The organism is Chitinimonas prasina, assembly GCF_030160395.1.
GTDB lineage: Bacteria > Pseudomonadota > Gammaproteobacteria > Burkholderiales > Chitinimonadaceae > Chitinimonas > Chitinimonas prasina.
Window position 1 is genome coordinate 1,022,324 of sequence record NZ_BSOG01000001.1, and the last position, 14,192, is coordinate 1,036,515.

Here is a 14,192-nt window from a genome sequence, read left to right on the forward strand (position 1 = left end):
AGCTTCCACAATATAGAATACCGCATATGGAACGCACGCTACATATTCGAAAATTTGCTAACGCATTTAGCACCTCAACCAAAATAAAACCTTCTTTTAGTGAAGTTCCAGCCGTTGGAGATTTTGCTATTGATGCCGTTGAGCGCTACAAAATAAAGCACGGTGGCGCATGGGTGGGAGGGTCTGTGGAAATAACCGGCAACGGTATATGTTTTACTGAAAATGCAATGAATAGAGCCATAAACCCCCACCCCTTAACAGTGCACATCGCAATGCTAGACATACTATCTGTACATCGTGAATTTGGCTGGGTTACAGGTATTATTGTCGTATATCACAGAGAAGGAGAGTTTCGCTTTCGCTGTTTTGGTGCCAAAACAGTTGCTAAGCGCCTCTCTGCTTACCTTGCTGCGTGCTAGCCTTTCGGTCAACGTGACAGCCCAAAGCTTCGCAGCGTCAGCTGCACGTCAAGAAAAGTGCTACGCCAAGTCGAGCGCGGTGAGGGATTTAATATTAATGACGAGAGCACGCGCCAAGTTCGCCGGGGACTGCGCCGTGCCTGACATTGGTGCAATCAAATCTCAGCAGAAGATGTGCCAACTCAAGGATAAATTGCATCCCGGGAATGCAACAACGATCCTGAGGGCTTGAGCTACTCAACCAAGTATTTTCCTCTTGCTTGATTCCTGCCCGACTGCTTTGCCTCGTATAGCTGCGCGTCTGCTGCTGCAAGCAGCTTAGCCGATTCATAGGCTGACGTAGGGATGCACGTAGCAACACCCAGACTCACGGTCACCACTGGGCTAGTTTCAGATTGTTGATGCGCAATCTCCAGCGCCGCTACCGCTTGTCTTATCAGTTCAGCAATATGCATGGCGCCGTCGAAATCCGTATTGGGCAACAGACAAGCAAACTCCTCACCGCCGTAGCGAGTAGCCAAATCGTATGGACGGCGAAGCGCAGCACGAATTGCATGTGCAACATCACGCAAACATTTATCACCCAACAAGTGCCCATACGTGTCGTTGAATTTCTTAAAATGATCGACATCCACTATTACAATAGATAGTGGATTTGCCTCTCTTGTACATTGCAGCCAGTCTTGCACCAATGTCACGTCGAATTGCCGACGGTTTGCAATACCCGTCAGTCCGTCGGTTAGTGCGATTTTACGAAGATACTCGGTTTGTAGCTTCAAGGCGAGGTGCGTTTCCACTCGCGCTTGAATGACAAAACTGTCGATGGGCTTGTGTATAAAGTCTACAGCACCGAGCTGAAAACCCAGGACTTCGTCCTCTGGTGTGTGCTGCGCGGTTAAAAAAATCACCGGGATTTCTTTTGTAACCACATCTTGCTTCAAGCGCCGGCAAACCTCATGCCCATCCATTTCGGGCATCATGACATCTAAAATGATGAGGTCCGGGCGGTGGCTTGATGCAAGCGACAATGCCTGCTCGCCGCTCGTCGCCATAAAGATGTCACATTCGCTTTTGAATATTTCATGGATAGCACGAATGTTTATTGGCTGATCATCTGCCACCAATATCTTCGGTCGCGCCCCCCGCAATTCAATCAACATCTTCAAATCGTTAATCATGAATCTTTCCTGGTTATTTTTTCAATTAGTGCGACAGCCTCTACGAACTGGAGGTTCTGCACAAGATTGCATATGTTTCTTGCGATATCCCCATATTCACTTGGCGCCGCCTGCACCAACGACTCTGCATCATTAATGGCCTGCATATTGGAGTCCCGCAGCAAGACTAACAGTGCAGCGGCCCGCTCTTCCCATGCCGCCCCCCCAATTGCGTGTGCCGAGTTGGCGCCGCCCCCCGCCGGCAGCGAATCTTCCACTTCGGATTCCAGCCTGCCCTCCAAGGTGGCGGCTGCTGATTCCGCAGCTTTCACGATCGCGTCGATGTCGTCCATGCTCAAGGTTATGGCAGCGGCTTTCAAGCCCGATTCCAGCTTGGCTGCATACGCGGCCACTGTAATGGCACCGACAGTTGACGCAACGCCTTTGAGGGCATGCAGGTATGCGCCTGCCCGCCGCATGTCACCGGTATCGACACATACCCTTAACGCTGCAACCTGCTCTTCCACTTCGGGTAGGAAGGCCCCCAGTGCAAAGCGATAGGTCTTAACGTTGCCGCCAAACCTCGACAGTATGCGCGACCAAGACTCGATGTCATGCACCTGAGCGCTAGGTGGGCTGTCTGGTGTTGGCGTCAACTTATGCGGAACCTCACGCCCCAGCACTTTCAGCAAGACAGGGACGACTGTGGACAGGCTGATCGGCTTACCGGTGTGTTCGTTCATACCTGCCGCCAGGCAAAGCTCGCGATCGGCAAGGGATGCGTTCGCAGTCATGGCGACAATAGGAATATTGCTCCCCCGAGGATGCTGCCGAATGCGTCGTGTCGCTTCCAACCCGTCAATATCCGGCATTTGCATGTCCATGATGATGATGTCGAAGTGCGTCTCGTCCGCTGTTGCAAGCTCCACGCCACGCAGCCCTCCCTCTGCGAGGCTGACTTGTGCGCCGACGCTTTCCAGCAGTTCTGCGGCTACTTGCCGATTGAGCGCATTGTCTTCGACAACCAACAAGTGCAGGCCTTCGAGCTGGCCTTCGAGCACGGTATCCATATTTAGCGGGGCCGACTCGCTTACAAGCCCAAAGCACTTATTCAGCGCTTGAACCAGTTGGACTGGCGTGAATGGTTTGGTCAGAATCGTCGAAAACGGGGGGGCGGTCTGATCGTAGGCTTCCTGCAGAGCCTCCCGCCCAAAAGCGGTGATCATGACGATGATCGGCTGCTGCGTAAATTGGTGCCGGATCAGCTCAGCTGCCGTCAGACCACTCATCTCAGGCATGCGCCAGTCCATAAGTACGATGTCTGGCGGAGTGGCGTTGGCGCTACATTCACGCATCTTATCGAGTGCCTCAGCGCCAGAACTCGCAGTGTCCACGCCCCAGCCCAGTGTTTGGATCAGCGCCGAAAGGATGACGGAGGATGCCTCGTTGTCATCAACAATCAGTACTTGAGGTGTATGCCCCAGCTTGTCAGCAATGAGCGAGGCCTCCAGCCCCCTCTCTCCAACTGCCTCGGTCGAAATCTCGAACCAGAATCGGCTTCCTTTGCCGGCCTCGCTGAAAAGCTTCAGCTCCCCGCCCATCAACTCAACCAGGCGCTTGCTGATGGCCAAGCCGAGCCCTGTACCACCATACTTGCGAGTGGTTGAGGCTTCTGCCTGAGAAAATCCTTCGAATATCCGGGCTTGTTGCTCTTGCGAAATGCCGATGCCGGTATCAGTGACGGCAAAGCGCAGCCGGATTTCACTACCCATTTCACCGATATTGGCGACGGATATGACTACCTGTCCTTCGGCGGTAAATTTGACCGCATTGCCTGCGAGGTTGATCAGTATCTGTTGCAGCCGCAGACGATCTCCCATTATGGCTCGCGGGAGATTGGTATCTAAGTCGAAGAGCACCTCGACGTTCTTGTCCCCCACATTGCCCGAGAGCACCACAGACAAGTCGCGCATGAGCTCTTCCAGCACAAATACGTGATTGTCCAGCTGAAGCTTTCCCGCTTCGATTTTGGAGAAATCAAGAATATCGTTCAGCAAACCTAGCAGGGAGTGCGCAGCAGATTGCGCCTTCACCGCATAATCTGCCTGGCGTTCCGTTAGCGGCGTTTGCCTGAGCAGCTGCAGCATACCAAGCGTCGCATTGAGCGGCGTGCGAATCTCATGGCTCATGTTTGCCAGGAACTGGCTCTTAGTGACACTGGCTTGCTCGGCCAACATCTTGGCGTCCAGAATGGTCTGCTCAAACTGCTTGCGTTCGGTGATGTCCAGATTGATCCCCGTAACACGAAAGGCTTTCCCATCTGCATCACGCTCTATGTATGCACCGGCTTGGATGTGCCTTATCGAACCATCTGTTCTGACCACCCGAAATATCGGGTCGTATTCACCGTGCCCGGCCACCGCGCTCAACAAACTTGCTTCCGTGGATTCGATGTCTTCAGGGTGCACGCGTGATCGCCAGTGCTCGTAGTTCAGTCCGTTTCCAGCAAGGCTCGCGGGCTGATCATATATCGCAAACATTTGCGCATTCCAGGTAAGCGAATTGTCGCTCACCAACCAACTCCATATACCGAGATGGGCCACATCCGCCGCAAGTAAGAGCTGATCACGCGCGGCGGCGAGCTCACGCTGTTGTCGACGAATTTCAGTCACATCGACGGCCACGCCAAGATAGCCCGAAATCTGCCCCTTGGTATCGCGCATCGCCGTCACGGCCAGCGATACGGTCAAGTGCTCGCCGCTCTTACGCACATAGGTCCACTCGCGAACCTCTGCGGCTGCAATTTCCGGGACATGTACAAAAACCCGAAAACCTTCGATTTTCACACCAAATTGATCACTCAGCTCTCGCCCACGTTTTTGTACCTCGCCTGGCAAATGAAAAAGCGCTGGCGTCTCTTTTCCTATCATGTCATCTGCAGCGTAGCCTAACATCCGCTCCGCGCCGTGATTGAACAGTACGATTGTTCCATCTGTCTGAGTGACGATGATAGACAGCTCAGACGCCGATTGCAGTACGCCGGTCAGCAAGACATTAAGGCGATTGGTTTCGGCAATGGCGGTTCGTTGCTCTGTAATATCAACACGAAGCGCGATATAGCGCTCTGCCTTGCCATCCGCACCAACAATTGGCGCGATAACTGTATCAAACCAGCGCTGCTGGCCGCTTTTGGTTATATTGCATATCTCACCTCGCCACGTATTGCCTTCACTCAAGGTTGACCACATATTTTTATAGAAATCGGCATCGTGCAGGCCGGACCTTAAAATTCGATGATCCTGGCCAACAAGATCTTCCTGCAAATAACCATGTGCCAGGCAGAAGTTTTTGTTGGCATCCAGAATTCTTCCAGCAAGATCGGTCGTCGAATAAAGAAGCTGCTCGTTAATCGCACGTAGTAGAATCTGGTTCTCGTTTAAAACCTTTGTAAGTGCGGCCGTACGCGCCGCGACTTCCGTTTCCAGTTGTTGATTAACTCTCGCCAACGCCATCTTGGCTTGCTTCTGCAGGGTAATGTCCCGTACCGTTTTAGAAGCACCGATGATTTGTCCAGCTTGGTTCCTGATCGGCGCGACAGATACCGACACATCAAACATACTGCCATCCTTACGCCGCCGGATGGTTTCAAAAGCCGCTATCGCCTCTCCTTTTGAAATTGTGGCAAGAATTCCCTCTTCTTCTGCAATACGACCCTCCGGCACAATCAAGTCGACCAAACGATTTCCAATTGCCTCACTGGCGACATATCCGAACATTTTTTCCGCCGACTGATTCCAGCTCGTGACTTGGCCACTCAATGTTTTACCGATGATGCCATCAACAGCGCTATCCACAATCGATGCTAATGCATTCCGTGCCTCGGCAAGCTCTAACTTTCTTACCCGGTTTGCTTGGTACATCCAAAATGCAATCGTAATAAGAATCGTGAGCAGACTGCCTAGTATCGCGATAATTCTAATCGAAATTAGCGGCAGCTTTTTAGTAAATGCGGGGTACACCTCATACTCAATCTGCCACGTCCGTCCAAATATATGAAAGTGATTGTTTTTTGTTGCCAGCGGCGCAACATCGATAGCGCGACCGGGGCCAGCCTTATAGATATTGACCGGCGTTCCCCCTAGCGGTACATCTGCGAGTTTGAGGCCTTCTTCCTCCGAGTTTAGCTTTATCGATGACAAAACATCGGACATCGACAGCGGTGCATACGACCATCCGACAAGGGCATTCATGCGGTTGCTCGCGGGCGTTGACCCATCCGCGAAAATCGGCATCATGAACAGGAAAGATTGTTTAGCCTTACCGGAGGTCTGAACCAAAGTAATAGGCCCGGTAAGTGTTGGCAGACCAGTCTTCAGTGCTTTATCGGCCGCTGCGCGTCGATTTTGTTCGGAAGCAACGTCCAGGCCAATTGCGGCCGCGTTACGTTCCGAGGGCTCAATAAATTGGATGACATATCGATCACCGTCGTTGGGAGACAAGGTTCGTATCCTGAAATCGGGGCGAACATCCTTGCGCATTTGCGCAAGAAATGCAGCCTCACGGTCTCGCGGCACGTAGCGGATAAACCCAAAACCCAATGCGCCAGGAAATTCCAGCCGTATATTGCGACTTCGACTATATCGACGAAAGTCTTCGTAACCGACCTGATCCACGCCAGCCGTTAAAATCGCCCCCCGCACGCCACGCAGGCCATACTGGAAGCGGTGAATAGTTTCTTTAATCTGGCTGGAAATAGACTCAATGCGGCCCGCAGCAGCACGAACAATTAACTCTTCATTGTGCTCACGAGCAGCCTGAGCCGCTACCAACACAGCAGCGATGCAAGCTACAAAGACATAGAGCACCGATTTCGGCAGGTGGAGCCGGTGCAGGTCAATTAAAAATGATTGCGCGCCAGACATAGTTTTCAGCTTTTACGTATTGGTATTGGGTGCATTATGAAACCCCGAGCAGCTTGCTCATCTCTTCGGCGGGCTGCGGGCGGCCATAGTAGTACCCTTGCATGATCTTGCATCCAAGGGCTTTAAGGGCTTCCGCCTGCTCAAGTGTTTCAACGCCTTCAGCAACCAATCTAAGCCCCAAGCCTTTGGCGAGCATTGTAATGGCTTCGACAATGCTCATATCAAGTTGATCTACCAACATATCACGCACAAAGCTCTGGTCAATTTTCAGTACGTCGATAGGAAACCGCTTGAGGTAGGCCAAGCTGGAGTAACCGGTACCGAAGTCATCAATTGCAATGGAAACACCTTCACGCTTGAGTGCATTCAGCGTTTCCAGAATAGTATTGGTATCATGCGCCAAAACACTTTCAGTTATTTCCAGTTCGAGCAGATGATTACTAATTCCACTCTCTGCAATGACGGCGCGTACAAATTCGATAAAGTTTGGCTGCATCAGTTGAATAGGTGAGACATTCACGGCAATCCGCAGTAGTTTGCCTTGGCTATGCCACTTCACACCTTGCAAGCAAGCGGTGCGCATGACAAATCTGCCGATCTGAATAATCAAGCCATTGTCTTCTGCCAAAGGGATGAATTGGGCGGGAGAAATCAGCGAGCCATCCTCATCACGCCATCGGACGAGCGCCTCGACGCCGGCAATCGTATCGATTGCTGTATCGTATTTCGGTTGGTAAAACACTTCGAAACGGTCAAGCTCAATCGCTTGCCGCATCTTCTGATCTAGCGTATGGCGCGTCCGGATTGCCTCTTCGATTTCGGCAGAGAAGAAGCTGATGCGATTTCGCCCTGCCTGCTTCGCGCGATACATGGCGGATTCGGCATGTCGGTAAAGTGACTCCATGTCAGGTGAGTCGTCCGGATAGATGCCAACTCCTATGCTCGTCGATATCTTGAGCTGCATGCCCTCTACTGTGTATGGCATCGCCAGATGGGAAAGCATTGCTTCAGAAAGGGTTGTCAGCCGTTCCACTTCACTCACCTCTGGCACCAGCACGACGAATTCGTCCCCGCCTTGGCGGCTGACTGTCGCTGCCGGTGGCGCAAGTAGCTGCAGGCGCCGACTGGCCTCGATAAGCAATTTGTCCCCGATGGAATGGCCCTCGGAATCGTTGATTGTCTTGAAGTGGTCGAAATCGACAATGAGCAGCCCTACCCGATGGCCGGCAGCCTTGGCTGACCGGAGCGCCTGCTCTGTTCGGTCTCGAAGGAGCAGACGGTTGGGCAGGTTGGTCAACGGGTCGTGGTTTGCGAGATGGCTCATCTTGATGGCCATCGCGCGCGCCTCGCTCACGTCATGAAAGACTATGACCGCCCCAGAGATATTGCCTGCGCAGTCAACAATAGGCGAGGCGGAATCCTCGACCGGTGTGGGTTCGCCGTAACGACGCACCAGGACGCAGTCCAGCGCCATGCCGACAGCGCGACGCTCCGCTAGGGCAATCCTGATTGGATTCTGCAAGACATGGCCTGACGAGCTTTCCTGCAGGGGCATCACCCGCTCGATGGCCTCCCCCATGGCATCCCGCGCAGTCCAGCCGGTGAGGTCCTCCGCAATCGGGTTCATGAAGACGATATTGCCAGCTACGTCGGTTGCAATGACTGCATCACCGATTGAATTGAGCGTAATGCGATACTTCTCCTTTTCGTCGTGAAGTGCATCTTCCGCCGCGCGGCGGTCGGTAATGTCAGCGATGAGCATCATGAAGCTACCGCCAAAATCGCTGTCATCTCGGTATACCAGGGCTACCTGCCCATGCCGCAGTACACCTCCTCTTCCCACAAAGGCAAAATCGAAGGCACTGCCCTGGCCGTGTAATACGGCGCTGAGGTGCCTTTCCAGGGCCAGAAAATTACTGGGGCCGACGACATCGCTGACATGCATACCTCTCATTGTCGACGCGGGGATGCCAAACCAGGCACCGCTGGTATCGTTGCAAAATACGTTACGCATCTCGAGGTTCCACTGCGCGACGAAACCTGGGAGGTTATGCATGACTTCGGAGAGATTTCGCTCCGCATGTGCGAGCTGCTTCGTCCTGACTCGCAACTCGAGGTGTGTCTTGATCCTTGCTCGCGCCACAGGGATATCGAGTGGCTTTTGGAGGTAGTCCACAGCCCCCAAGGAGAGCGTCGTCAGTTCATGCAGCGCCGGATCGTTAGCTGTCACGAAAATCACTGAGATGTCACCGGCCGCATGGTCTCCCCTTGTTATTGCCTGAAAGACTTCATAGCCATTCATGCCAGGCATCTCGATGTCGAGCAGGACAAGATCGGGCGTCTGCCGCTTAATCATCTCGAGTGCAACCGCCCCGGACGTGGCGAACCTGACCTCCCCCATATCCTCTACGGCCGCCCGTAAAATATGGATATTGGCGGGTTGGTCGTCGACGATGAGAATCGACGGCGCACGCAACCGAAGCGCTTGGGGCTCTGCCAACTGTTTCCTCCTACACATGAACCCTATGCCGCAAAGCGCGGAAGCAGGGTAGACATATTCTGTGCATGCCGTGGTCGGGCCACTTAAAAAGGATAGTCAATGCGGCTGCGTTTTTTCTAGTTCCTACCGACTTCCAAACGTACCCAATAGCCCTGCGCCACTAGACCCAGGGCGCGTCGTGAACGTCTTCGCCCATCCCGTACACAGGCACTGGGCCTACCTGTTAGCGCTTGATCGATTCCAAGCCAGTCCGTCTACCAATTCCAGGTATCGCATACTGTCCATAGCCCGCCCTGCACGCCATGCCGCAGTGTATCGACCACATGGTCTGGGGGCTGTGCCGGTTTGTAGGCTCGGCAGTAGCTGCGCCATGCCCGGTTGATTTAACCGCTGATACCCGCACCGTAACCGCAGGGACAACCACGCCACCGTGGACCCGCTAGCCCCACTTGCGATTGAACTGCCAGTCTTGACGCGGCGGCCTACAGCTGAGTTCAGCTGCATCCAAAACGGTCCCAGCCTCCTTCAGGATGGAGATGATCAGCGCCTCATTGAGATGAGACTTCGTGGTGAGAGGCGCATGCATGCTTCTCGCTGACCCATTCTTGGTACTCATCGGTGGGAAGGGTCCAAAGCTGCTATGTTGAACTCATAGGCGTCGGCTCATATTGGGCATTGCTTATTCAAGCAAACATGTACGCACACACAAGAAAAGTTCGCGCAGTTCAGGAGGAAAAAGTTGATACCGGCTATTATTTCATTAGCCGCCATAGCGATCGCCTTATGGTGGATCGGCAGGCGCATGTTCAAGCGATCTCATGACCCTGGCAGGGTCGAATTGGGCGCTTTGCTACGTAATGCACCAACGCCTCTGCTCTTGATCAATGCAGGCGGCACCATCACCAATGCCAACGAATTGGCCGCTACGCTTTGCGGCTATCCATTAGGTGAGCTGATCGGCATGCGGGTTGAGGCCCTGGTTCCCGAGCGGTATCGGACCGCACACTCTGGCTTCCGGCATGGCTACCTTCAGGAGCCCCGCACCCGACGTATGGGCGCGGGACAGGAGCTATTCCTGCTGCGACGCGACGGGCGTGAGCTTCCTGTAGAAATAGGCCTGGGACCGTTGGAAACTGGTACCGCCGAGACTCATACGACCATGGTGTCCCTACTTGATCTGAGCGAGCGACTAAATGCCGTCACACGTATGCGTGAGGCCATCGAAGCTTCTCCGATTGCGATTCTGATCTGTAACGAAAAGGGAGCGATTGAACTAGTCAACAGAGAAGCGGAGTCGCTGTTTGGCTATGCAAGGAGCGCCCTCATTGGTGCGCAGATCGAGATGCTTCTGCCGGAACAGTTGGCCGCCAACCATGGCGATTTGCGAGCCAAGTTCAACGCCCAACCCACTGCCCGCTCGATGGGGGCGGGCCGCGAGCTTTTTGCCAGGCACAGCACTGGCCGGGAAATACCGGTTGAAGTGGCGTTGGCTCCACTGTACGAAGGCGAAACCGTGCTTGTACAAGCGACGGTAGTCGACATCAGCATGCGACGGGCCCAGGAGGCGGCGATGAAGCATCACACAGAGGAATTGGCCGCAGCCTCGCGCTACAAGTCGGCGTTCCTGGCCAATATGTCCCATGAGCTGCGAACGCCACTGAACAGCATCTTGATGCTCAGCGAACAACTAAAACTGAACCGCCAAGGTAATTTGAGCGAGAAGCAAAGTACCCATGCGGCTATTGTCCATCGCTCCGCCAGTGATCTGCTTTTGCTGATCAACGACATACTGGATCTTGCCAAGATCGAAGCAGGCCGAATGCAAGCGCAATTTGAAGTAACGTCAGTTCGAGAAGTACTAGATAGACTACGTCATGAATTTCAGCTTCAATGCCAACAAAAACATTTGGAGTTAATAACAGAGATAGATCTGCCAACTGACTTTACGATTGCAACAGACCCAAGGAGGCTGATGCAAATTCTGCGTAACCTCTTGGGCAACGCCTTGAAATTTACTGATCAGGGACGGATCACCATTCGCGCATGCCTGACTACCCATCAGGAGAGTAGCCTATCTATCGCTGTCGGTGACACCGGAATTGGTATTCCTGCCGAACTTCAAGACCGGGTGTTTGATGCATTTGTTCAGGCGGATGGCTCTACAAGCCGGAGATACAGTGGAACCGGGCTAGGCTTAGCCATTACGAAAGAGTTGGTAACCTTGCTTGGTGGGTCATTGCATTTAATAAGCCACGAACAGGTTGGCAGTACTTTTACGCTGTGGCTGCCATGTGATGCCAAAATGCCGGTGATTGCGCCGGCTCGAGCTGCAGTGCCTTTAAATACCACACCTGTTCAATGTGCGAAGAGTAATTACGAGGTGCTATTGGTTGAAGATGACGTCCGCAACACGTATGCGATGCTAAGCACACTGGAGGCGGCCGGATATCGAGTTGAGGTGGCAAGCAATGGACAAGAGGCGCTGGATGCGTTTACTCGGACGCATCCCCAAGCAGTGCTGATGGACATGTCGATGCCAGTGATGGATGGTTTTGAGGCAACGCGTCGCCTAAGGAATGACGTGGGTTACAAAGGGCCAATTCTGGCATTGACGGCATTGGCAATGCCAGGAGATCGCGAGCGCTGCATCGAGGCAGGTTGCGATGACTACCTCAGTAAACCAATCAGTGAGGCGGATCTGCTAACGGCCCTGGGTCGCTGTAGCAGTGGGCGCCAGGAGTAATGTCATGCTCAAGGAAACTTTACCCATATTGTTACTAGTTGATGATAAGCCTGAAAACCTGGAATCGCTGGAAGCCGTTCTTGACGATGGTAAGCGCCGCTTCATACGTGTAGCGAGTGGCCAGGACGCTCTGCGCATCCTGCTAAACGAAACCATCGCCCTGGTCTTGATGGACGTCGACATGCCAGAGCTGGATGGTATTGAAGCCGTGAAGCTTATGCGTAAGAACAGCCGAACAAGGCATATCCCTGTTTTGCTGGTCACTGCGCACGGCGAAGATGAGTACGCCTCACTTGATGGTTTGGAGGCAGGTGCTTTCGATCTAATGCATAAACCTATTCAACCCCGCATCCTGGAGGCCAAGGTCCAGCAGCTATTAAATCAATGGGCATTGAGCGAATCATCAAAAAAAGAGATGCATGACCTAGCCCAAGTCAATGCATTTCTGGGCGATATTCTGAATACAGTCAATGAAGGTATCTCTGTCGTTGCACCAGATCTGTCGCAAATTTATGTCAACCCCGCTGGCAGCCGGCTTCAAGGTCTTACGCAGTCCGAGGTTAAAGGGAAAATACTGCATTGTTGGTCTGACCTGCAAATGGACATGCTACTTGGGGCCTACCGGTCACAACATGCCATTCATAGCCATGCAGCAAGAATCATCTCCGCCAAAGAGGCGGCACTACCTGTTCAATTAAGTTGTGCGCCACTTCCTCAGCAGCAAGGTTGGGTTGTTGCTTACCAAGATATCACGGCTGCGCTCACCCTTCAGGAGGAGTTGGCCCAACTGATTGTGACCGACACGTTGACTGGCGCTCTGAATCGTAACGGCTTTTTTCAAGCTGTATCGACTGCCGTATCGCGAAGCCTGCGGCATTCGCAATCACTGTACCTGCTTTATATCGACTTGGACTACTTCAAGGATGTCAATGACACCTACGGACACGCCACGGGAGATATGCTACTGCAAAGCTTTTGTGAACGGCTAAGAAGTCAGCTACGCACTCATGATGCACTTGGGCGCATAGGTGGTGATGAATTCGCCATCTTGATCGAGGGTGCGCTGAGTGAAACAGAAATATCCGCCATCGCAGAAAAACTACTACGTATCCAGGCGCAACCTTATGTCATAGACGGGCATTCCTTACTGGTCAGCGTCAGCATAGGCATCGCAAATTGCCCTGAAGACAGTACCTCTGCCGGCGAAATGCTGCGCGCGGCCGACATGGCAATGTACCAAGCCAAACGCAATGGCCGTCAATCCTATCGTCACTATTCAGCAGAGATGAATGCCCAAGTGACGGCCAGGACCATGTTGCGAGAGAGCTTGATGTACGCCTTGGAGAAGGAGCAATTCGAACTGGTATTCCAGCCACAGGTCTCGACCCTTGATGGCCGGATACATGGCATCGAAGCGCTACTTAGATGGCACCATCCCACTGCAGGGACGGTATCACCCGCCGTATTCATCCCAGTGCTTGAAGATAGTGGATTGATCGTCGAGGTCAGCCTCTGGATACTTCGGACCGCATGCGCCCAACGGATGGCCTGGGCAGACATCCTGGACGACAGTGTGACCATGGCCGTCAACTTGTCCGCGCGTCAATTCTCCGATGAATTAATCTGTAAGCACATTCAGGATGTTATTTCAGATACCGGCATCCCTGCACGTTGGCTCGAAGTGGAGGTCACCGAAAGCACAGTGATTGAGGATATCGACAAAGGGCGAAGAATTCTGGAAGACTTGCATAAATTGGGAATTCGCACGGCCATGGATGATTTCGGCACAGGTTATTCTGCACTGGCCTACCTGAAGCAATTGCCGTTGGATGTACTAAAAATTGATCGTCTATTCGTGGCCAACTTGGCGAATGATACAAAAGACCAGGCAATTGCACGTGCCATCATCGGCCTCGCCCATGAGTTGGGTATGACACTCGTAGCAGAAGGTGTAGAAACCCACGAGCAGTACGGTCTGCTTTCATCCATGGGCTGTGAGTTGATTCAAGGCTATCTTTTTTCAAGGCCGATTCCTGCCATAGATTTCGCCAAGCTGGCACTCGGGCAACCCCTGATGAATGTCAGGTAGTGCGGTGTTTACTGGCAGCGCTTCTGGTGAGGTGGCATGCGAGGCCCACGTGCATGCAGTGGATGGGCCCTGTTGCACAACGCCCCTCACCTTGGCGCCACCCGTAAGCCTCGGCCATGACTAGGCCCTCCCCAGTCCAGTACATATCAATCAACTGGCGTGAGTAGGATGCCTTGCTCGAGGTGCGCGGCTCGCTAATGATCTGGCTTGATTCGGCGAGACCATGGCTTGCGCTAGCCAGCGGCAAAGCCAGGCGTCAGGCGATCTTCTCCAAGGCTCTTGGGCGAAGAAAAATGCGTCGAAGAACTTTCACCTAATGGAAAGCGCCAAGAAACCATGTGGCACGGGTGCCATCGCGTCGC

The 14,192-nt window shown here is 53.2% G+C and carries 6 protein-coding genes; 3 read left to right on the forward strand and 3 right to left on the reverse strand.

Annotated elements, in window-relative coordinates:
* Window positions 1–26 precede the first annotated feature (26 nt).
* The gene (locus tag QQK16_RS04845; protein WP_284195295.1) at window positions 27–419 is read left to right on the forward strand and encodes a hypothetical protein; all 393 of its coding nucleotides are present in this window, start codon (window positions 27–29) and stop codon (window positions 417–419) included.
* A gap of 233 nt (window positions 420–652) precedes the next feature.
* Here the strand turns inward: QQK16_RS04845 and QQK16_RS04850 are convergent, their stop codons facing one another.
* The 3 genes from QQK16_RS04850 to QQK16_RS04860 are packed head-to-tail and all read right to left on the reverse strand — an operon-like array spanning window position 653 to window position 8,998.
* On the reverse strand, window positions 653–1,597 hold the full coding sequence (locus QQK16_RS04850) for a diguanylate cyclase (RefSeq protein ID WP_284195296.1): 945 nt from the start codon (window positions 1,595–1,597) through the stop codon (window positions 653–655).
* Window positions 1,594–6,498, reverse strand: a complete 4,905-nt coding sequence (locus QQK16_RS04855) for a CHASE domain-containing hybrid sensor histidine kinase/response regulator (RefSeq protein ID WP_284195297.1) — start codon at window positions 6,496–6,498, stop codon at window positions 1,594–1,596. The genes QQK16_RS04850 and QQK16_RS04855 overlap by 4 nt, the downstream gene beginning before the upstream one ends.
* Before the next feature lie 34 nt (window positions 6,499–6,532).
* Complete coding sequence (locus tag QQK16_RS04860) at window positions 6,533–8,998, reverse strand: two-component system response regulator (protein ID WP_284195298.1); 2,466 nt, start codon at window positions 8,996–8,998, stop codon at window positions 6,533–6,535.
* An 802-nt stretch (window positions 8,999–9,800) separates the two neighbouring features.
* On the opposite strand from QQK16_RS04860, the gene QQK16_RS04865 reads away from it, so the two are divergent.
* Both QQK16_RS04865 and QQK16_RS04870 read left to right on the forward strand, forming a co-directional pair.
* Window positions 9,801–11,741: a PAS domain S-box protein gene (locus QQK16_RS04865; RefSeq protein ID WP_284195299.1), complete on the forward strand. Its 1,941-nt coding sequence runs from the start codon at window positions 9,801–9,803 to the stop codon at window positions 11,739–11,741.
* A gap of 4 nt (window positions 11,742–11,745) precedes the next feature.
* Window positions 11,746–13,830 carry a putative bifunctional diguanylate cyclase/phosphodiesterase gene (locus tag QQK16_RS04870; RefSeq protein ID WP_284195300.1) on the forward strand — a complete coding sequence of 695 codons (2,085 nt, stop codon included), beginning with the start codon at window positions 11,746–11,748 and terminating at the stop codon, window positions 13,828–13,830.
* Window positions 13,831–14,192 lie beyond the last annotated feature (362 nt).

What these genes read in the sequence shown, in the direction of transcription:
- QQK16_RS04850 (WP_284195296.1), bottom strand. Translation starts at nt 1,597, where the DNA reads ATGATTAACGATTTGAAGATGTTGATTGAATTGCGGGGGGCGCGACCG.
- QQK16_RS04855 (WP_284195297.1), bottom strand. Translation starts at nt 6,498, where the DNA reads ATGTCTGGCGCGCAATCATTTTTAATTGACCTGCACCGGCTCCACCTG.
- QQK16_RS04870 (WP_284195300.1), top strand. Translation starts at nt 11,746, where the DNA reads ATGCTCAAGGAAACTTTACCCATATTGTTACTAGTTGATGATAAGCCT.
- QQK16_RS04845 (WP_284195295.1), top strand. Translation starts at nt 27, where the DNA reads ATGGAACGCACGCTACATATTCGAAAATTTGCTAACGCATTTAGCACC.
- QQK16_RS04865 (WP_284195299.1), top strand. Translation starts at nt 9,801, where the DNA reads ATGTTCAAGCGATCTCATGACCCTGGCAGGGTCGAATTGGGCGCTTTG.